Source organism: Planomicrobium sp. YIM 101495 (assembly GCF_009707665.1).
Taxonomy (GTDB): Bacteria; Bacillota; Bacilli; order Bacillales_A; family Planococcaceae; genus Planococcus.
This window is the reverse complement of record NZ_WLZW01000001.1, coordinates 1,347,873-1,367,139: the sequence shown is the minus strand read 5'-3', so window position 1 is coordinate 1,367,139 and position 19,267 is coordinate 1,347,873. Positions and strand designations below refer to the sequence as shown.

At 49.7% G+C, this 19,267-nt stretch carries 14 protein-coding genes and 1 riboswitch; of the genes, 11 read left to right on the top strand and 3 right to left on the bottom strand.

The features are described 5' to 3' along the window. Positions 1–331 precede the first annotated feature (331 nt). Positions 332–1,387 carry an S-layer homology domain-containing protein gene (locus GIW82_RS06735; protein WP_154749084.1) on the bottom strand — a complete coding sequence of 352 codons (1,056 nt, stop codon included), beginning with the start codon at positions 1,385–1,387 and terminating at the stop codon, positions 332–334. Positions 1,388–1,665: 278 nt separating this feature from the next. On the opposite strand from GIW82_RS06735, the gene GIW82_RS06730 reads away from it, so the two are divergent. From GIW82_RS06730 to GIW82_RS06710, 5 genes are all read left to right on the top strand, one after another. Beyond that, positions 1,666–2,532 carry a PRA1 family protein gene (locus tag GIW82_RS06730; RefSeq protein WP_154749083.1) on the top strand — a complete coding sequence of 289 codons (867 nt, stop codon included), beginning with the start codon at positions 1,666–1,668 and terminating at the stop codon, positions 2,530–2,532. Positions 2,533–2,775: 243 nt separating this feature from the next. Beyond that, positions 2,776–4,296 carry a Na+/H+ antiporter NhaC family protein gene (locus GIW82_RS06725; protein ID WP_230309211.1) on the top strand — a complete coding sequence of 507 codons (1,521 nt, stop codon included), beginning with the start codon at positions 2,776–2,778 and terminating at the stop codon, positions 4,294–4,296. A 310-nt stretch (positions 4,297–4,606) separates the two neighbouring features. Beyond that, positions 4,607–5,122 (top strand): spermidine/spermine N(1)-acetyltransferase, encoded by a 516-nt coding sequence (gene paiA / locus GIW82_RS06720; protein ID WP_154749081.1) that lies wholly within the window; start codon positions 4,607–4,609, stop codon positions 5,120–5,122. A 220-nt stretch (positions 5,123–5,342) separates the two neighbouring features. Continuing rightward, positions 5,343–5,449, top strand: a riboswitch (SAM riboswitch). A 120-nt stretch (positions 5,450–5,569) separates the two neighbouring features. After that, positions 5,570–6,961, top strand: a complete 1,392-nt coding sequence (locus GIW82_RS06715) for an LLM class flavin-dependent oxidoreductase (protein ID WP_154749080.1) — start codon at positions 5,570–5,572, stop codon at positions 6,959–6,961. Between the two features lie 113 nt (positions 6,962–7,074). Beyond that, complete coding sequence (locus tag GIW82_RS06710; RefSeq protein WP_154749079.1) at positions 7,075–8,592, top strand: sodium:solute symporter family protein; 1,518 nt, start codon at positions 7,075–7,077, stop codon at positions 8,590–8,592. A gap of 63 nt (positions 8,593–8,655) precedes the next feature. Here GIW82_RS06710 and GIW82_RS06705 read toward each other — a convergent pair whose 3' ends face one another. Next, the gene (locus tag GIW82_RS06705; protein ID WP_154749078.1) at positions 8,656–9,792 is read right to left on the bottom strand and encodes an IscS subfamily cysteine desulfurase; all 1,137 of its coding nucleotides are present in this window, start codon (positions 9,790–9,792) and stop codon (positions 8,656–8,658) included. A 98-nt stretch (positions 9,793–9,890) separates the two neighbouring features. Between GIW82_RS06705 and nadB the strand changes: the two genes are divergently transcribed. From nadB to nadA, 3 genes are read left to right on the top strand one after another with little or no spacing between them, the layout of a single operon-like run. Further along, the gene (gene nadB / locus GIW82_RS06700; RefSeq protein WP_154749077.1) at positions 9,891–11,450 is read left to right on the top strand and encodes an L-aspartate oxidase; all 1,560 of its coding nucleotides are present in this window, start codon (positions 9,891–9,893) and stop codon (positions 11,448–11,450) included. After that, a complete protein-coding gene (gene nadC / locus GIW82_RS06695) occupies positions 11,447–12,298 on the top strand; it encodes a carboxylating nicotinate-nucleotide diphosphorylase (RefSeq protein WP_154749076.1) in 852 nt (283 codons plus the stop codon). Before nadB ends, nadC begins: the two co-directional genes overlap by 4 nt. Continuing rightward, positions 12,295–13,395 carry a quinolinate synthase NadA gene (gene nadA, locus GIW82_RS06690; RefSeq protein ID WP_154749075.1) on the top strand — a complete coding sequence of 367 codons (1,101 nt, stop codon included), beginning with the start codon at positions 12,295–12,297 and terminating at the stop codon, positions 13,393–13,395. Before nadC ends, nadA begins: the two co-directional genes overlap by 4 nt. A 192-nt stretch (positions 13,396–13,587) precedes the next feature. On the opposite strand, the gene GIW82_RS06685 is transcribed toward nadA, so the two are convergent. Next, the gene (locus GIW82_RS06685; RefSeq protein WP_154749074.1) at positions 13,588–14,961 is read right to left on the bottom strand and encodes a transposase; all 1,374 of its coding nucleotides are present in this window, start codon (positions 14,959–14,961) and stop codon (positions 13,588–13,590) included. 464 nt (positions 14,962–15,425) lie between these two features. Here GIW82_RS06685 and GIW82_RS06680 point away from each other — a divergent pair, with 464 nt between their 5' ends. The 3 genes from GIW82_RS06680 to GIW82_RS06670 all read left to right on the top strand — a co-directional run bounded on the left by GIW82_RS06680 (position 15,426) and on the right by GIW82_RS06670 (position 19,240). Further along, complete coding sequence (locus tag GIW82_RS06680; RefSeq protein WP_154749073.1) at positions 15,426–16,445, top strand: ABC transporter ATP-binding protein; 1,020 nt, start codon at positions 15,426–15,428, stop codon at positions 16,443–16,445. Then, complete coding sequence (locus tag GIW82_RS06675) at positions 16,417–17,409, top strand: ABC transporter ATP-binding protein (protein ID WP_154749072.1); 993 nt, start codon at positions 16,417–16,419, stop codon at positions 17,407–17,409. Before GIW82_RS06680 ends, GIW82_RS06675 begins: the two co-directional genes overlap by 29 nt. Positions 17,410–17,473: 64 nt before the next feature. Then, positions 17,474–19,240, top strand: coding sequence for an ABC transporter substrate-binding protein (locus GIW82_RS06670; RefSeq protein WP_154749638.1), 1,767 nt, complete (start codon positions 17,474–17,476; stop codon positions 19,238–19,240). Positions 19,241–19,267: the final 27 nt, after the last annotated feature.

Here is a 19,267-nt window from a genome sequence, read left to right as displayed (position 1 = left end):
TGAAAAGGGAAGATATTTTCGTAATGTTCAGACTTTAGGCTGAGGGCGGGCAGGAGGGTGCGCTCGCGCTATCGCAAATAAAGGTAGAATTTACCCTTATACGTGCGTGTGGGGGTGTTAAGCCGTGAAATAGCGGTAGAAATTCCCCTTATGCATCGTAAATGGCTTGAAAAGAGTCTCTTTTCATGAAATAACGGTAATTTTTACCCCTATTTGAACTGTTTCGGGCTTGAATTCAAAAATAACGGTAATTTTTACGCTTATTTATTGCGGGGGAGCGCCGATACGAAAAAGCTGCATCCAACGTATGTGTCGGATGCAGCTTTGAAGATTATTCCCCTTCGTTCTTGTATACCATGAAAGCGGCAGTATAAACGATTCTTCCGGTTTTCATGTCTCCGTAGATACCGTATTCAACATCGTCCCAGCTGCCAAAAAGGTAGCTGGAATGTCCGACGGGGGGATTGATCCAGCCGTCAACGACATCTTCTAAGGTGTGGCTGCCGATGGTGCCGGTCGCGATGCTCTCGCCGCCCATGCGGACCGGATATCCATAACGATTCATATTTTCGGTAGTCAATTGCTGTTCAGGATAAAAGTCATCCGGTTCTCCGTGGAAAAACATCTCTTTCGCTTTGGCATGAGCGTAACCGGATGTGCCGAATAAGCCGTTCAATTCGTAGTGGCCAGCAGCAAGGCGCGCCTCGCTGACCAATTTGTGAAGCTCTTCCATGATTTCCTGCTTCATCTCTTCAGGTATCGGCTCAACTTCGCTTTCCAACTCCCATGTCATTGCCCGGTTCGCAAATGCGGCCATCTGGGCGCGCGTCACGTTGCCGTACGGACGGAATGAATTGTCTTCTGGATAGCCAAGTGTGATGCCGCTGTCGCGAAGTGCCATGACATACTCGAACATCCATGCAGTTTCAGGCACGTCACGGAAATGCTTATCGGAATTTGCTTCTAAGTTGAAACTTTCTGTCAGGATTTTTGCCATCTGTGCACGCGTCAGCGGCTCTTTCGGTGCAAAGGATCCGTTTGCCTTCCCGTCGATGACACCGGCTGCAGACAATCCTTCAATATAACCGAACGCCCAGTGGGATGTCGGCACATCGGGGTGTGTGGCCGTTTTCGGATAAACCGGCTCGATGTCCGCTGCGAGGGAAATGATTTTCGCAGCCTGCTCACGTGTGACGTTTTGTCCCGGCTTGAACGAGCCATCGGAATAGCCGTTCAGTATACCTTTGCCGGCGAGAATTTGAATGTCGCTGTATGCCCAGTGATTCGACGGAACGTCTTTGAACGGGGCAGCTGCAGCCGCGGTGGAGATGAATAGCAAGGTTGTGATGAATGAAATGAGCATTGCAGACAGGGCTGTTTTCTTCACGCTTTTTCCTCCTATGATTGTATTGGTTGAGTTGTTGAAATTGTGTGTATCCTGTTCTTTCCAATTATACTCTTTCGGCGTCTGGAGATACAAGAAGGATTACAGGAAATGGATTTTCATAAAGCTACTTTATAATCAGCCAGTAAAGTAAAATAGTCCTTATCGAAATCAATCCAGTAATTAAGCGCTTTAAAAAAACTGGATAGTGCATTCATACTTTCCGATTCTTTCACATTGATTGACTCACAGACAAAATTCAATTCCACAGGAGGTGCTCCATGACCGGCAGAAAAGGATTCGGCATTTCCCTGTTACTGCTTGGTGTCTTTCTGCTGCTTTTCCAGGCCGCGTTCATCGGATTTGCCGCTCCACGCGGCTATTCACTGATTTACGAATGGATTTTTTACGCCATCAATTACGCAATTATTTTTAGTGTTTTTACCGGTATTGTGCTCCTTTTCCAGGGGGCTTTGGTAAAGTGGATTGCCGGCGTGGCAGTTCTCGGGCTGCTTGCTGTCAATTCGCTGTATTTCTATATGGAAGGCGATGTGAATGTGCTCGTTGCGCGCTCCGACAATGGCGAGCATGAAGTGATTTTCAAGGAGTTCAAGCGGATCGACAGAGAGACGGTAAGGCTCAAGCGCCGAGGCGGAATCTTCGGGAGAGAGGTTGCGGTTCTTGAAGGAAGTGCGTCCTATAAGGCGCTGGAAGAAGGGCAATACAAACTGGAATGGCCGGTAGCGGATACGGCTGCGCTGACTTACCAGACCGACGGGGACGAAAGCCTCGCACAGCAGCTCGTCCATTTCCGGAGCAGTGATTATATCAGCTACAAGTATGTCGCGGTCGGCCTGCTCGGTGACTGGGTCCAACAAGACGACCCACAACATACATTCTCTTCGGATAATAAAGAGTTCGTCTACAGGCGGGACGGCGAGACGACTGTCTTCGATATTTTCGATACGGAACAATTTGGCATCTATTCGCTCGTGGTGGAAGATGCGGAAGGAAGTCCGGTCCTAACGATCATTATGAATCCGGGGACCGAATTTGATGAGGACGGCATCATCAAAAAGGACGGGACGATTACGATTGCGCCGGTGAGTTTGGAAAAGACGGAGAGTGCAGTGTTCGTGCGGGAATAGAGCGAAAAGAAAATAGAATGCAAAGCAAGCCGTATCCGCGACCGCCATGGTTGCCGGGTGCGGCTTTTATATGTTCAGTAAGAGAGGATATAAATGGAGATGTTTAAATATAATGGAAAGCATTTTAAGTAAACTTTATCCTACCGTCAAAAAAGAGATTGCATTCTGGTTGTTAATTAAATATACTTATTCTAGAATAATTATTCACTCTGAGTGAGAAGAGGGGCTTTCTGTATGGAACATATGGGTTGGATATCGCTGGTGCCGCCGTTAGTGGCGGTTATTTTGGCAGTCATCACGAAAAACGTGATTGTGTCTTTGTTTTCGGGCGTGTATATTGGAGTGCTCATCCTGGTGGGCGGACGACCGTTGGAAGCGACAACGGAGACCATCGGCAATTTTCTGTTTCCGCAAGTGGCGGATAGTTATAATGCGGCAATACTCGTTCTGCTGTTTTTCATCGGGGGCTTTGTGGCATTGATGGAGAAATCAGGCGGAGGTGCGGCGCTCGCACTCAGTGCTGTGAAACACATTAATACGAAAGCGAAGGCGCAATTGTCGGCGTGGTTCGGTGGAATCATTATTTTCTTCTCTGATCTTGGAACGCCGTTAATCGTGGGGCCTGTATTTGATAAGATTTTTGACAAAGCAAAAATCTCCAGAGAAAAGCTGGCATGGATCATCGACTCCACATCGTCGCCCGTCGCTGTGCTCATTCCGTTCATCGGATGGGGCGTCTATATCATGGGGCTCATGAAAAATGAGTTTGATGCAGCTGGTCTCGCGCTGTCCGAGTTCGATACGCTGGTACAGGTCATCCCCTTTCAGTTCTACGCTATTCTGACCGTCCTGATGATCCCGCTTGTAGCGGTCACGAAACTGGATTTCGGACCGATGGCCAAAGCGGAAAGAAGAGTACGCGAGACAGGCGAATTGTACTGGCCGGAGTCGAAGCCGCTGAGGAGACCCGAAACAGATGGAAAAGCAGTTTCGGCTGAGAAAGGGCGCGCCATCCTGATCTGGCTGCCGCTTCTCGTTTTATTCGTCACATTGTTCGGCTTGCTGATGTCTTTCGGCTTCCCGTTCGAACCGGTGGCCGGCAACGATTTCCGCGTCTCCCTGACGACTGCATATCTCTTGGCTGCCGTATCGATTGTTATCCTGATGATCGTCTACAAAGTGAAGAAATTCAGCGAGATATTCGATATTTATACAAAAGGCATGCAGAAGATGGTGTATGTCGCCGTCACGCTTGTGCTGGCTTGGTCGCTCGGCAAAGTGATTGGGGATATGGGGACGGCGGCTTATATCGTTGAAGCCATCCAGGGGAATGTGCCGGCGTTCATCATTCCGGCAATCCTGTTTTTAGTCGGCGCTGCAATGTCGCTGGCGTCCGGTTCATCGTGGGGGACTTATGCAATCATGCTGCCGATCGCGATTCCGATGGCGCTCGCACTTGATGCGCATATGCTCGTCTGCATCGGAGCGGTGCTGTCGGGCGGAATTTTCGGTGACCATTGTTCGCCGATTTCCGATACGACCATTTTGTCATCGACGGGGGCTGGCGCCGATCACCTCGACCACGTGAAAACTCAGTTTCCTTATGCTGTCACGAATGGAACAATTGCCTTGATCGGCTTCCTCGTGGCGGGTGTGACCGGCAGTGCTTTGACGCTGTTATTGACGATTGTCCTGCTTGTTCTTGCCGTCTTCATCCTGTCGAAAGTATATGGTGTGAAAACGCTTCGGGAAGCTAGGGTGTGAGACCGAATAGTCGCGTCACAGCAATCAACAAACGTCAGTTTATGCGTTGAATGATGAATGGGAAAAGCTGTCTCCGGAAACCGAAAGGACTTGGAAGCAGCTTTTTTCATTCGATTAGTTTCCACCAATCAATAGCTGGCTTGGCAGTCGACCTCTTATGGCAAAAAAATGCGGTATTGCCTGCATCCAATTCAATCTTGTCATACAGGGTTTATTATAAAATAATTTTCAAGAGATTCATTTTATGGGTAGCTTTCAGAAGGAGGTTCAGAGAGACACTTTAATGATTTCGAAGAAAGGGGAACAGTTTATGGGATTCAACATCAAAAAATGCACGCTTGAAGAAGTAATGCAACTCCAGGAAATCAGCACAACGACATTCAAGGAAACTTTCGGCGAGCAGAACTCGCCCGAACACATGGAAGCTTATTTGGAAAAGGCGTTCAACGTGGAACAATTGGAGCGGGAGCTGGCGAATCCGGATTCGCATTTCTTTTTCGCTTTGGCAGAAGATGAAGTGGCTGCCTATCTGAAACTGAACACGGACGGCGCGCAGTCAGAGGAAATGGGGAGCGATGCGCTCGAGATTGAACGGATTTATGTGAAGTCGGCGTTCCAGAAGCACGGGCTCGGGAGACTCCTACTGAACCGTGCGCTGGAAATGGCCGGGGAGCTGGGCAAAAGCAAGGTGTGGCTCGGCGTGTGGGAGCATAACGAAAATGCCCTTTCTTTCTATAAGAAAAAGGGATTTGTCCAAACAGGCGCACATTCGTTTTATATGGGGGATGACGAGCAGACGGATTTGATTATGGTGAAGGAGCTTTGAGGAAGGTGCCAGACACTTTGGTGCCAGACACCAAAGTGTCTGGCACCTTGCATGGCAGTTCAGAAAATTAATTTTATAATATTTTCCAGAAAATAAAGCGCTTTCATCCTTTTAAAACCAACATTTCTTCAATTTTTGAACATGAATGAAAGTCGGAATCTTCGAAAATCAGTGTTGACAGTCATTAAACTTACCATTATGCTAGGGATTAATTTCATACATCTTATCCAGAGAAGCCGAGGGACTGGCCCGTTGACGCTTCAGCAACCTCTGACAATTGTCAGGAAGGTGCTAACTCCAGCAAGATTTTATCTTGGAAGATAAGAGAACCGCATCCATAAAATTTTGGAGCCTTCTTTTCTCTTATCCGGGAAAAGAAGGCTTTTTGTTTTCCTTGAGGATTTGCTTGGCGTGCTGGATAAGTGATTCCAAAGGAGGAAGAAGAAAATGGCGAAGAAACGGATTTACTTGAATGCATTTGAAATGGCGAGCGCAGGAGGGCACCAATCACCGGGGTTGTGGGTGAGCGAAGACGAAGGGTCACCGACTTATAAGGACAGCAAGTACTGGATCCAGTTGGCGAAGTTGTTGGAGAAAGGGAAGTTTGATGCGGTGTTTTTAGCCGATGTGTTGGGGACGTACGATGTTTACGGAGGCTCACGTGATGCGGCGCTTCGCAATGCCGTGCAGACTCCGGTCAATGATCCGCTGTTGCTGGTGCCGTTGATGAGTTCTGTGACCGAGCATTTAAGTTTCGGAGTGACGTCTTCTGTCAGTCACGAACATCCCTATACATTCGCGCGCCGCATGTCGACGCTGGATCATTTGACGGGGGGACGAATCGGCTGGAATATCGTGACTTCGTATTTGAAGAGTGCAGCGCGCAACATCGGGAAAGAGGAGCAGATGAGTCACGACCAGCGCTATGATTACGCTGCCGAGTACTTGGAAGTGTGTTATAAGCTGTGGGAAGGCAGTTGGGAAGACGGCGCGGTTATCCGCGATAAGCGTGCAAAAGTTTATACGGATCCGTCGAAAGTGCATGACATCAACCATAAAGGTGAATATTTCAGTGTGCCGGGTGCTCATTTGTCCGAGCCTTCGCCGCAGCGCACGCCGGTCCTGTTCCAGGCAGGAGCTTCGCCGCGTGGCACAGCGTTTGCAGCTGAACATGCGGAGTCCGTATTCATGGCGGGACCGACGAAGAAAGTCGTGAAAAAAGGTGTTGCGAATCTACGGGAAAGTATTAGTGCTGTCGGCCGCAACCCTGAAGATGTCCTCGTTTATACAACATTCACCGCCATTGTTGGAAAAACGGAAGAAGAGGCACAGGAGAAATACCGCAACTTGAAAGCTTCCATCAGTTATGAAGGGGCATTGACATTGCTGAGCGGCTGGACGGGAATCGATTTTTCCGTTTATGACCCGGACCAGACACTCGAATACATCGACAGCAATTCGATGCAATCAGCGGTCGAAGTGTTCACACGCGCTGACCCCGACCGTAAATGGACGGTCCGTGAACTGGCTGAATTTGTCGGAATCGGGGGAAGAGGACCCGTCGCAGTCGGTTCGCCTGAACAGATTGCAGATGAAATCGCAGAATGGGTGGAAGAGACAGGCGTGGACGGCTTCAACTTGGCGTACACGCAGTCGCTGGAAAGTTTCGCTGACTTTGTGGAGCTGGTCATTCCGGTGTTGCAGCGGCGCGGGCTTGTGCAAACAGATTATGCAGAAGGCACGTACCGCGAGAAGATTTACGGCAAAGGGCATAACCACTTGAAAACGGATCATCCAGGCGCGGCTTATAAAAAACTACAGGAGCCTGTCGGCAACTAGACTTGGAGGAATGGCTATGTTTACTGTTTATTGGATCGGCATCGCACTATTCTGGATTGCGGGCTTGACGCTTTGGAATAAAATTTATCCGAAACAAAAGGGGGAGACGAACGATGGCTGACGGATCAAACGCTCTTCCATGGATCATCGGTGTAATGCTCGTCGGTTATTTCCTCTTGACCATTTGGCTCGGAAAGAAAGGCGCTGAGCACAGCGGAACGATGAAAGGCTTTGCGATTGCAAAAGGCAAAGTGAAGCCGTGGATCGTCGGCGTCAGTTTCGGGACTTCCTACGCCAGTGCGAACTTATTTCTTGGCGTGCCTGGATGGGCATATACGTATGGCATTTCGACTTTGTGGTATACGATCGGCTGCTTCGGGATTACGTGGATCGGCTTGCTGCTGTTCACGAAGCGGTTTTGGCGGCAAGGACAGAAGAACGGCGAAAGCTTGACATTGCCGCAATGGCTTGGCAACCGCTACAACAGTAAAGTACTGCAAGTTTTCGTGGCGCTGTTGGTTTTATTCAATATTTATTACATCGTCGGGCAGAATGTCGGACTCGCGACGATGTTCGAGACGGTCATCGGTGTCCCGTATATGTGGGGCATTGTGCTCGGCGTCGTTATCACCATCACCTATGTCAGCCTCGGTGGTGCGTTCGCCCAGATTGTCAGCGACAGCATCCAAGGCATCTCGATGTCCATTGTGGCGATCCTGTTGTTTGTGTCGCTTCTTTGGACCATCGGAGGTGGCTGGAATGTCCTTGGCACGCTTCATGGGAATTTGGCTGCCATCGACCCGAATCTTGTGTCCGTCACGTCAAACGGCGGTCCATTTTCCAGCGGCTTCGCGATTTTGAGCATCCAGTGGCTGCTGTTTTCATTCGTGCTGCTGCCGCACTTGATGAACAAAGTTTTGACCATCGAGAAGGAGAAGGATCTCCGTACGTTTACGTTATCAGCTGGTGTTTCCCTGTTCACGCTGTCGGTGTTCTCTGTCTTTGCCGGGCTTGCTGCACGTGTCATGACACCAGGCCTTGCGTCAGCGGACAGCGCTGTCCCAGTTTACATCATGGAGGCATTTCCGACGATCATCATCGCCATCTTGGTGATTGGCATCATCTCAGCGATTCTCTCGACGACCGATTCGCTGTATCTGGGCATCACTAACAGTATCGGAAATGACTTGTTCAAAGTGCTGATTGCCCCGATTCTTTATAAGAACAAACAGTTGACCGTGAATCAGCTTGATTTGAAAGTGTTGAAAGCTTCTAAGATCTCGTTGATTTTCATCGGACTGCTGTCACTGTATATGTCGTTCAACCGTCCGGACTCGCTGGCGATCCTGACCAACTTCGGTACTTCGGCCATCATCAGCGGCATTGTTGCACCGATCAGCCTGGGCTACTTTTGGAAGCAGTCCAACAAGACCGGCGCAATTCTGTCGGTTATCTTCGGATCCGGTACATATATTTTCCTGACTGGTTTTGAAGTATTCGAGAATCTATTCCAGGCGATGTTCCTAAGCTCGATCGTCGGCTTCTTCTTCATGATTACAGGGAGTCTGGTGGGAGAGTTGGTGTTTAAGAAAGCGAAAGTGGCACGGGAAGCGACTATTACTTCACAATAGTCTCATAAAATAAAACGTCCCCACAAGTGTTGCAGAACATGCAGCGAGTGTGGGGATGTTTTATTATTCCTTTTTGGCATGGGCCTCCTGAAGCGAAGTCTCTACTACCGCAATGAATCTCTTCAACTCTTCCACCGTAGTGTTTCCGGAAAAGGAAATCCGGATGAATTTTCTCGCTGCATCGCTTTCCACACCCATCGCAAGCATCGCTGACATTGCTTCGCCCGCGCCGATTTTACAAGCAGTGCCGGTGGATATCGAGATTTGGCGCCGGTTGCATTCAAGCATCATCCACTGCCCTTCGACGTGCGGTAAAAGAAGCCCTTGGATGAACGGGGATTTCGCTGTCGGGTCGCCGGCAGCCACGACACCGGCAGGCAGATATTGGAGCAAATACGTTTGAAGCGCCACCGCATTTCGCCAACTTTCTGCCTGTTCCGCAACGGCGAGTTTTGCCGCGATTGTTGCGGAAACGATCCCCGGCACATCAACCGTTCCGGCGCGGAAGCCGTTTTGATGCACCGTTCCGTCAATTACCGGCTGCCAGTGAACAGCCGGATTCAGATAGACGATGCCGACGCTTTTCGGCCCGCCAATTTTGTGCGCGGAAAAGACGGCGGATGCGACATCGCTCGCTGCCAGGTCGACGGGCAGTTTACCGAGCGCCTGGACCATATCGGAATGGAGCGGCACGCCGAACTGCTGCGCGAACCGTGCACACCGTGCGACGTCCTGGACCGCGCCCATTTCGGAATTGACGGCCTGCATGATGACGAGTGCCGTGTCTTCCGTGACCATCTCTTCGTATGCGCCCATGTCCAGCGTTCCCGTTGTGTCCACGGGAACGTATTGGATTTGATATCCTTCGTTTTCCAATTGGTTTAAAACGGTCAGCACCGACGCATGTTCGAGTTCGCTCGTGACGATTGATTTGCACCGCGCGGGACGTGCTTTCACAAGTGAACGGATCGCCAGCGCATTTCCTTCCGAGGCATTCCCCGTGAAATAAAAGCCGTCACTTCTTCCATTTAAAAGTTGCCCCAGCATGCCCCGGCACGAGTCCAGGAAATTCACCGCCTCTGTGCCGGCGTCGTGCAAGCTTTGTGTATTGCCGAAGCCGCTGCGCGCGGCCTCCACATAAGCTGCCAACGCTTCTTCCCTCATCGGTACTGTCGCCGCTGCATCCAAATAACTGCTCATATCTTCATCAAAATCCTTCCTCTTTATATTTCCACTTGTAATCACTGTATCTTTGTGGCATTAATAGTGTCAAGACACATGTAAAGAAGGTGTAAAGTTTGTTCGACGTCTGCATTATAGGTGGCGGTGTGGCGGGCTTGATGCTTGCCCATTCCTTGCCGCCTGAATATACGATTGCCGTAGTGACAAAAGATGCGCCTGATGTGGGGAATTCGCGCATGGCACAAGGCGGGATCGCCGCGAGTCTCGATCCATCCGATACGCCGGCAGCTCATACGAATGACACCATGAACGTAGCGGCTGATCATGCCGCGTTCGACCGCGTTGATTTGCTGACGCGTAATGGGGAAGCGATCATGCGCCGCTTGTTGGCGGATGGGTTGCCGCATGACACAGATCATGCAGGATGTCCGCTGCTTGGGATGGAAGGTGCGCACAGCACACGCCGCATCCTGCATGCAGGCGGTGACCAGACCGGCCGGGGCTTGATGGCATATTTAATGAAGAAGACGAGGGGCCGTGTCATCCGTTTCGCGCATCACCAGGCGCTGGAGCTTCTCGTGCGGGAAGGCCGCTGTTATGGCGCGGTCGTCAGTGATGAAAATGGCCACCGGAAAACAATCACTGCACGTCATACCGTACTTGCGACTGGTGGCATCGGTGCGTTATACAGCCATACGTCCAATTCGAGTGTGGCGGAAGGAACCGGTCTGTCTCTTGCTTACCGCGCGGGAGCGGTGCTGGAGGATTTGGAGTTTGTTCAGTTCCACCCGACCATTTTGATGGTGGACGGTGCGTCACGCGGGTTGATCTCGGAAGCGGTGCGCGGGGAAGGGGCGCGGCTGATCGACGGGAACGGCACGTTTATCATGGAAAGCATTCATCCGGACGGGGAACTAGCACCGCGGGACGTTGTCGCCCGTGCCATCGAGCGGTACTGGCAAGAGCGCGGTCCGGTCTTTTTGGATGCGCGCGGGATTGCGAATTTCGGTATGAAATTCCCTTCCATCCTGAAAAATTGCCGCGAGCACGGACTGGATCCTGCGGTCGATCCGTTGCCGGTGCGTCCCGGCGCTCATTTTCATATGGGCGGGGTGAAGACGGACGACCGGGGTGCCACGAACGTGGCCAATCTGTATGCGATCGGAGAAGTCGCGTCCACAGGGGTTCACGGGGCGAACCGGCTGGCGAGCAATTCGCTTCTTGAAGCGCTCGTGTTCGCGGAGCGGTTGGGGGAATTCTTGGCGGAGCAAGGATGTGTAGGGAATCCGGACAGTGGCTTTACACTGCAGACTTTAAAGGCTACGGGCAGTCCGGTTTCTTTGCCTGCGCAAGAGGAACTGCAGCACCGCATGATCCAGTCTGTCGGCATTCTTAGAGACAAGGATGCACTCGCAGCGTTTGTTGCGGATGTTCCCGTTCCCCAAGTGGATGATTTACTCTGTTTGAGCGATGAGGAGATCCACGCATTTCACCGGACGGCCGCGAGCAGCTTGATGGCCACGGCAGCACTGTTGCGTAACGAAAGCCGCGGCGCCCATTTCAGAGGAGATGTCCCGTTCCCGTCGCCAGCATGGCGCGGAAAAACGATTGACCTTTCGCACGAAGGAGTCCTCTTCAATACACGTGAAATTCACAGCAAGGAGACAGTCCAATGAACAGATTAAAAGCAGAAGCAGCATTGAAACGATTCTTGATGGAAGATCTTGGGGACGGAGATGCTTCTTCGGTCATTTTTGAACATGATGAAGGAGGCGAAGCGATCGTCCGGGCAAAAGCGGACGGTGTCGTAGCGGGCCTTTCCGTTTTCGAATGGGGGTACGCACTGCTCGATCCTGCACTTCGTGTAGAGAAACTGAAAAGTGACGGAGAGCATGTCGTCGCGGGGGATGCGCTCGTGAAAATCAGCGGCAGCGTGGCTGGGATTTTGGCGGGCGAGCGCGTTTTCCTAAACCTTGTGCAGCGGATGAGCGCGATTGCGACGTTGACGCAGCAGTGTGTGGCAGCGCTCGATTCGAAGCATACACGCATTGTCGATACGCGAAAGACGACACCGGGGCTCCGGATGTTCGAGAAATACGCAGTGCGGGTCGGCGGCGGCTTCAATCACCGGAATGGCCTGTACGATGCGGTCATGCTGAAAGACAACCACATTGCCGCTGCAGGTTCAATTGCGGAAGCCGTCCGGAAAGTGCGCGCAGCCCACGGACACATCATGCCGGTCGAAGTGGAAGTGGAAACGGAAGAACAACTGAAAGAAGCCATCGCCGCGGCGCCGGACGTCATCATGTTCGACAACCAAACACCGGAAGGGATGACGCGTTGGGCAGCAATGGTTCCTGCAGGCATCCGGACAGAAGCTTCAGGCGGCATCGATCTCGAGAAACTGCCTGCATATCGTGACACCGGCGTCGATGTGATCTCGATCGGAGCGCTGACTCATAGCGTCTCCAACCTCGATATGAGCATGAATTTAACCGTTTCACCGAAGGAGGAAGGAAGATGACTTCATTACTGGAAGAATTACAGCTGGCGGATGCTATGCCGGCCCATTACCTTACTGCGCCGGCCGACGAACTGCATGCACGTGCCAAGCGTGCGCGTGAACTGTTGGGCGACCGCCTGTACATACTCGGGCACCATTACCAAAAAGACGAAGTGATCCGGTACGCCGATGCGACCGGTGATTCGCTGCAGCTATCGCAAATTGCTGCGCAGCAAACAGCGGATTTCATCCTGTTTTGCGGCGTCCATTTCATGGCGGAGACCGCGGATATGTTGACCACGCCGGAACAGGCGGTGATTTTGCCGGACATGCGCGCAGGCTGTTCGATGGCGGACATGGCGAACATCGACCAGACAGAACGCGCCTGGCGCGAGCTGCAGGAATTGTTCGGCGATACGATCACGCCGTTGACCTACGTCAATTCGACCGCCGCCATCAAAGCGTTTGTCGGCAGAAACGGCGGTGCGACGGTCACTTCGTCGAATGCCGTCGAAATGGTCGAGTGGGCGCTTGGGCGGAAAGAGCGGATGCTGTTCTTGCCCGATCAGCACCTCGGCAGAAATACTGCCGTGAAACTCGGCATTCCGCTCGAACAGATGGCCGTTTGGGATCCGATCAAGCAGAAGCTGGAAGCCGAATGCGCGGTGGAAGACGTCCGCGTCATTTTGTGGAAAGGCCATTGTTCGGTCCATATGAACTTCTTGCCGAAGCACGTGCAGAATTTGCGTGCGAACGAACCGGACCGCAACATCCTGGTCCACCCGGAATGTACCCACGAAGTGGTCAGCATATCCGATTACGCCGGTTCCACGAAATACATCATCGACACCATCGCAGCATCAGAACCGGGATCGAAATGGGCGATCGGCACAGAAATGAACCTCGTCAATCGGCTGATCCAGGACTACCCCGACCGCGATATCGTCTCGCTGAATCCCTACATGTGCCCGTGCCTGACCATGAACCGGATCGACCTGCCCCATTTGACTTGGGCGCTCGAAGAACTAGTTGAAGGAAGAGTCATCAACCGAATCACCGTCGATCCGCAGACAGCCGATGAAGCTGTCATGGCGCTTCAAAAGATGTTGGACAAGTGAAATCGTATTTGTTATGTGAGCTGTGGAGGTTGAAATAAGCGAAGAATTTTCGCTTATTCATGGAAATAGTCTGGTGTGCGCTGAAATAAGAGAAATAATTTCGCTTATGCGCCTAAAATCGAATCAATTTCATAAATCGTCCTTTTAAAAAAATGCAGACGGCTTTTCGGACCATTTTTTCGGTTTTTAAATTTAGGCGGCTGCTAAAGCGACATTCTTAGCGGCTTTCAATCGATCACTCGCCAATCGGGTCGCGTTATAAACTAAGGTAACGAATTGAAAATGGATTTTTACTTTCTTGCCTGTCCGATGCCGGACATTGTTCAGATCAAAATACTCCTTCAAATAGGCATTGACGCGTTCTACTGCGCCGCGTTGTTTGTAGTACAGGGACCATTTCACGGAGTCTCTGGCGGGGGATGTATATTTCCCGAGGTCTACTGACCTCTTGATTTTAAACATTTTTTGGCACAAGGAATCATCCTTCAACGGACACGTCGCACATTCTTTTGAACGGGAATATTTCAAGGTTTCATATTTGTCATTATAACTGTCGTAGCGATACGATTGTTCCAGCACACAAGTCGGCGTGAAATGCTTATCAAACCCAACGACTTCGACTTCTCTGCGCGGGTTGTACCCAATAACGGCGTGAAGGTTCATCTCCTGCAGTTGGCGATAAATGGGTTTGTAATCGTAGCCCTTGTCCATGATGCCCGCTTGAAAAAGACCCGGCATCGTTTGCTGGATTTGCTTCAGGAGAGGAATCACGGCTTTCCCATCATTCAAGCTGCCAGAACTCATGAGCCCCCTGATGATGTATTGGCTGTTCGTACTCACGGCCAAATGGGCTTTGTGGCCGAACCAGTACATGTTTTTTCCGTCACTGTTTTTCTTAATGCCCCATTTCGGGGCGATTGACATCTCGTTTACCAGTGCCTCGACGGAGGCATCCAATTGGTGGACAATCTCTTTTTCATAGAGAGTCTTTTCGTCTTCCAGCTTTTGTTTCGCTGCTTGCCAGGCGGCTTGCTCGTCTTTCGGCTTCCGACCAGGTTTCTTCGGCGCTGGCTTTTCCTTTTTCTCAGACGCTGTCGGTTTGTCGCGTGCTTCAAAATGAGTGGCGTCAATCGCCAGGGATTCTTCGGTGATGTACCCTTCTTGAATGGCTTGAGCTACGAGTACATCGTGTATTTTTGCCAGCGCATCGGTTTCACTGATCGCTGTGATCATGCGGGAATAGGAAGATTCTGACGGCACATCATCCGACAGTAAAAAGCCACAGTCGAACCGGAAAAAGGGATCTTGTTTCAGGCGCTTCACCAAGTGCTTAATCGTTGGGATTCGCTCCACCACACGAGCGATCAACGAGTAAATCATGGCACCGTAATTGAGTTCTCTCGGCGCGCCGCGGTGCGTCTTCTTGTCGAAGACGCGAAGCAGCGGACCCAGTTCCAACGTCGAGAAAATGGCATTGAATCGGTGGATAGGTTCCATCTCAAATAATTCATGCATCTCAAATAATTCATGCATGTCAAATAGGTTATCTTGTCTTATAATAGGCATAGAGCGCTTTCCCTCCTGTTTGTGTATGTTGTGGTGACTACCATTATACAGGATTTGGGGAGGTGCTCTATTTTCTTCTGATTTTACACTTAGAGCCGCAAGGGCTCCGAATTATGAAATTAACTCATATAAGAATAAGCCGAAAAGGAAAAAAGAAATTTTAATTATTTTTGCTGCCAACTCCAGAAAGAGAGGTATAAGTTCAAGAACGATGTCGAGTTTATGTATATATTTATAGTACATTTCTCACCAATCATATTTTATAAGCTAATTCTCAATAACCATAAAATTCCTTTTTCATCCTTATATCAACAATAATATACGGATTAATACAATTTTTCGCGCAAATTCGATTTGACTAATAATCTTAACTTATTTATACTCATAAGAATGTTATTAATATAACTTTTTATCTTTCGAGATAAAAAAGTCTTATGCAATTTCTGCAGAAACGAGGTACACGGATGGGTGATGAACGAAACCTATTGATGATCGAACAATTGAAAACTTATTTCTATTTAGATGAAAATAGAGTAGCAAAAGCAGTCGATGGGGTTTCTCTTTCAATCAAACCCGGAGAGACTTTTGCTTTGGTTGGAGAGTCGGGAAGCGGGAAGAGTATGACTGCTTTATCCATTCTGCAGCTCATTAATAAACCTGGAAAAATCATTGATGGTTCAGTGTCTCTGGATGGCATGGAACTGATCTCAAAAACAGACAAAGAGATGTCGAAAATCCGGGGAAATGATATTTCCATGATTTTTCAGGAGCCGATGACTGCGTTGAACCCAGTATTTACGATCGGCGATCAGATCACTGAAATATTAAGAAAGCACAAAGGCTTAAAGAAGAAGGAAGCTCATAACAGAGCAGTCGAGCTCTTGGACATTGTGGGCATTCCGCGGGCAAACGAAATCATTCATGAATACCCGCACCAATTATCCGGCGGAATGAGACAAAGAGTCATGATTGCCATGGCCATTTCATGTGAACCGAAATTGCTAATTGCAGATGAACCTACGACGGCGCTGGACGTAACGATTCAGTCGCAAATCTTGGATTTATTAAAAGAAATGCAGGAAAAATTCAATATGGCTGTCCTGCTCATCACGCACGATTTAGGAGTGGTCGCGGAATACGCAGATCGTGTAGCAGTGATGTACGGGGGACAGATTGTCGAGCAAACCTCTGCGAAGCAACTCATAAAAGAGATGAAGCATCCTTACTCTAAGGGCCTGATTCAAAGCCTCCCAAGTTTTAAGAAAACGCAATCCCGCTTGGATGCCATCCCTGGCACAATCCCGCCCGCTTATGATTTCCCCCATGGCTGCCGATTTTCCGCGCGGTGTCCTTTCGTCATGGATATTTGCACTCAATCCAACCCAGAGTTAATAGAGGCTGCATCCGATCATCATGTGCGCTGCTTCTTATATGAGGAAGGAGGGGCTGATATTCATGAAACAGCAAGTCCAGCCGCAAAATGAACCTCTCTTCAACGTAAAAAACATCAAAGTCTATTTCCCGATTAAAAAAGGTGTCTTGAAAAAAACGGTCGGACATGTAAAAGCGGTGGACGATATTTCCTTGGAGATTTTTAAAGGAGAGACGCTTGGGATTGTTGGCGAATCCGGCTCAGGAAAGTCAACGCTCGGCAGGGCCATGCTCCGCTTATTGGCGCCGACTTCGGGTCAGCTGATTTTTAAAGGCAAGCATATTACCGATTTGAAGCAGCGTCAGATCAAGGCGCATCGAAAAGATATGCAAATGATCTTTCAGGATCCGTTCAGTTCTTTAAATATGAAGATGAGTGTACTTGAACTGGTGGAAGAGCCATTGCTCATTCAAACGAATTTTTCGAAAGCTGAAAGGAAAGAAAAAGTGCGCGATATTGTTCAAAAGGTCGGACTGCGCTACGAAGATCTGCAGAAGTATCCGCATGAGTTTTCGGGTGGCCAGCGTCAGCGGATCAGCATTGCGAGAGCATTGGTGATGGAGCCGGAGTTCGTCGTGTGTGATGAGGCGGTCTCCGCGCTGGATGTTTCCATTCAAGCACAGGTATTGAATATCATGAAAAACCTTCAGGAAGAGCTGGGTCTGACTTATATGTTTATCTCGCATGACTTGAGTGTCGTGAATCACATGAGTGACCGTGTAGCGGTCATGTATCTGGGACAAATCATGGAAATTGCCAGGACAGAAGATTTGTATGAGCAAGCGCTGCATCCTTATACGAAGGCATTATTGTCTTCCGTACCAGTGATGGATGAGGAAGACAAGGTTGAGAAAATTAAGCTTACGGGAGATTTGCCGAGCCCGGCCAATCCGCCATCAGGCTGTCCGTTCCGAACGAGATGTCCTTTTGTCCACGAGCGCTGCAGCGAAGAGCGGCCACAATTGAAAGAAAGAAATGATGGGCAGTATGTGGCATGCCATTTATATGATGCATGAGTAAACGTTTTGCTCGTCAGGAACTGAAAATCTAATCTTAAAAAAGAGGAGAAAAATTATGTTCATGAAAAATAGGAAGAAAGCGTTATCAGTATTATTGTTAGCGATTGTCTTGATTTTGGCAGCATGCAGTGATTCAGCAGGGGATGAAAATTCGAACCAGGAAAAAAATGAGCCAGTTGGTGATCCGCAAGAAGGCGGCACAGTGACAGGAGCATTAAACACAGCGCCCGGGGGCCAATTCAACCCGATTTTCGCAGTGGACCTTTACGAAGAGACAATTCTGGAGTTCACTCATGAAAGTCTTGTGAAGCAAAATGAGAGCCTTGAATTTATTCCAAGCCTGGCGAAAGAATGGGAAATGAACGAAGATCAGACGCAGGTCACGTTCCATTTGGAAGAAGGTGTGACATGGCATGATGGTGAGGAATTCACAGCCGATGACGTTGTATTTACATACCAGACGATGTCCGATCCGGATTATATTTCTGCCGGCGGTTTCAGAACGCTTTACGTGGAACCTCTGCTTGGATATGAAGCGTATAATTCCGGTGAAACCGATGAGTTCCAGGGCGTTGTCGCAGATGACGAATACACCGTCACATTCCACTTTGCAGAGCCTGAAATAACGCCGCTTTATATGGCGAGTTACCCGATAATTCCACAGCATGTCTTTGAAAACATTGCAGTTTCGGATATGCCCGGTTCACCGGAATCACTGGAAGCGGGGTCCATTATCGGAACGGGTCCATTTAAATTCGCCAATATTTCCGATCGCGAACAATACACACTTGAGCGGCACGAAGCGTATTGGCAAGGAAAACCTTACTTGGATCAGGTTGTCTGGAGAATCGTTGAAAGCTCAGTTATGATCGGGCTGCTGGAAAATGGTGATATTGATTTCACCGCGCGTCCAAACGGAATTCCGCCTGCTGATTTTGACACGGTAAGTACCTATAATCACATGGAATTAGTTGAACAGACGGATTTCAGTTACCAAGTATTGGGCTTTAAAATGAATCACCGTACAGCTGATGATGTAAATGATCAGGTAATCAACCCTGATAACTGGATTGAGAACGAGAAGTTGGCCGACCAGAATATCAGACAGGCGATTGCCTATGCAATCAACCGTGAAGGGTTCGTACAGGGTCTTTTATACGGCAAGGGAGATGTGATCAACTCGCCGATTGCACAGCAGCACTGGGCATCCGATGAGTCTGCAACTGCCGATTATTCCTACGATCCAGGGAAAGCGATGGAAATGCTCGATGAAGCGGGCTATGTCGATCAGGACGGGGACGGCCTTCGTGAAACCCCGAATGGTGATGAGTGGGTGCTTAACTTGAAATACCCGACTGGGAACCAATTGCGGGAACGCTCTGCACCGCTGATTGCGCAGCAGCTTGAGGAAGTCGGCATTGGTGTTGATCTGAAACAGCCGAAAGAAATGACAGCTTTCCTGAATGAAATGGACCAGGATAATGATGATACCGATCTGTACCTGATTGGCTGGGGCCTGGAAACTGCAGACCCTGACCCGACTGAGCTATGGTCGATCCATAGCCCATGGAATTATTCCCGCTGGAACAATGAAGAGTCGGAAGCTCTGATCACAGCAGCCAGAACTGCACCGGATGCATTGGATCAGGCATACCGTAAGGAAGTATATGCAGAATGGCAACGGGTGTACTCCGAAGATCTGCCCGCTTTGCTTCTATATGTCGAACCGGCATTATGGACTTACAACAGCCGCATAAACGGAGTCGAAGTATTGCCGCATACCTTGCTCGATAATTCGCATTTATGGTGGGTAAATAACGCACAGTAATTGTGGAAGTAATGAGAGGGAGTGTGC

Bases quoted from the DNA above. Each gene is read 5' to 3' on its own strand.
- GIW82_RS06730 (WP_154749083.1), top strand. From the start codon at position 1,666: ATGACCGGCAGAAAAGGATTCGGCATTTCCCTGTTACTGCTTGGTGTC.
- GIW82_RS06725 (WP_230309211.1), top strand. From the start codon at position 2,776: ATGGGTTGGATATCGCTGGTGCCGCCGTTAGTGGCGGTTATTTTGGCA.
- paiA (WP_154749081.1), top strand. From the start codon at position 4,607: ATGGGATTCAACATCAAAAAATGCACGCTTGAAGAAGTAATGCAACTC.
- GIW82_RS06715 (WP_154749080.1), top strand. From the start codon at position 5,570: ATGGCGAAGAAACGGATTTACTTGAATGCATTTGAAATGGCGAGCGCA.
- GIW82_RS06710 (WP_154749079.1), top strand. From the start codon at position 7,075: ATGGCTGACGGATCAAACGCTCTTCCATGGATCATCGGTGTAATGCTC.
- GIW82_RS06705 (WP_154749078.1), bottom strand. From the start codon at position 9,792: ATGAGCAGTTATTTGGATGCAGCGGCGACAGTACCGATGAGGGAAGAA.
- nadC (WP_154749076.1), top strand. From the start codon at position 11,447: ATGAACAGATTAAAAGCAGAAGCAGCATTGAAACGATTCTTGATGGAA.
- nadA (WP_154749075.1), top strand. From the start codon at position 12,295: ATGACTTCATTACTGGAAGAATTACAGCTGGCGGATGCTATGCCGGCC.
- GIW82_RS06685 (WP_154749074.1), bottom strand. From the start codon at position 14,961: ATGCCTATTATAAGACAAGATAACCTATTTGACATGCATGAATTATTT.
- GIW82_RS06680 (WP_154749073.1), top strand. From the start codon at position 15,426: ATGGGTGATGAACGAAACCTATTGATGATCGAACAATTGAAAACTTAT.
- GIW82_RS06675 (WP_154749072.1), top strand. From the start codon at position 16,417: ATGAAACAGCAAGTCCAGCCGCAAAATGAACCTCTCTTCAACGTAAAA.
- GIW82_RS06670 (WP_154749638.1), top strand. From the start codon at position 17,474: ATGAAAAATAGGAAGAAAGCGTTATCAGTATTATTGTTAGCGATTGTC.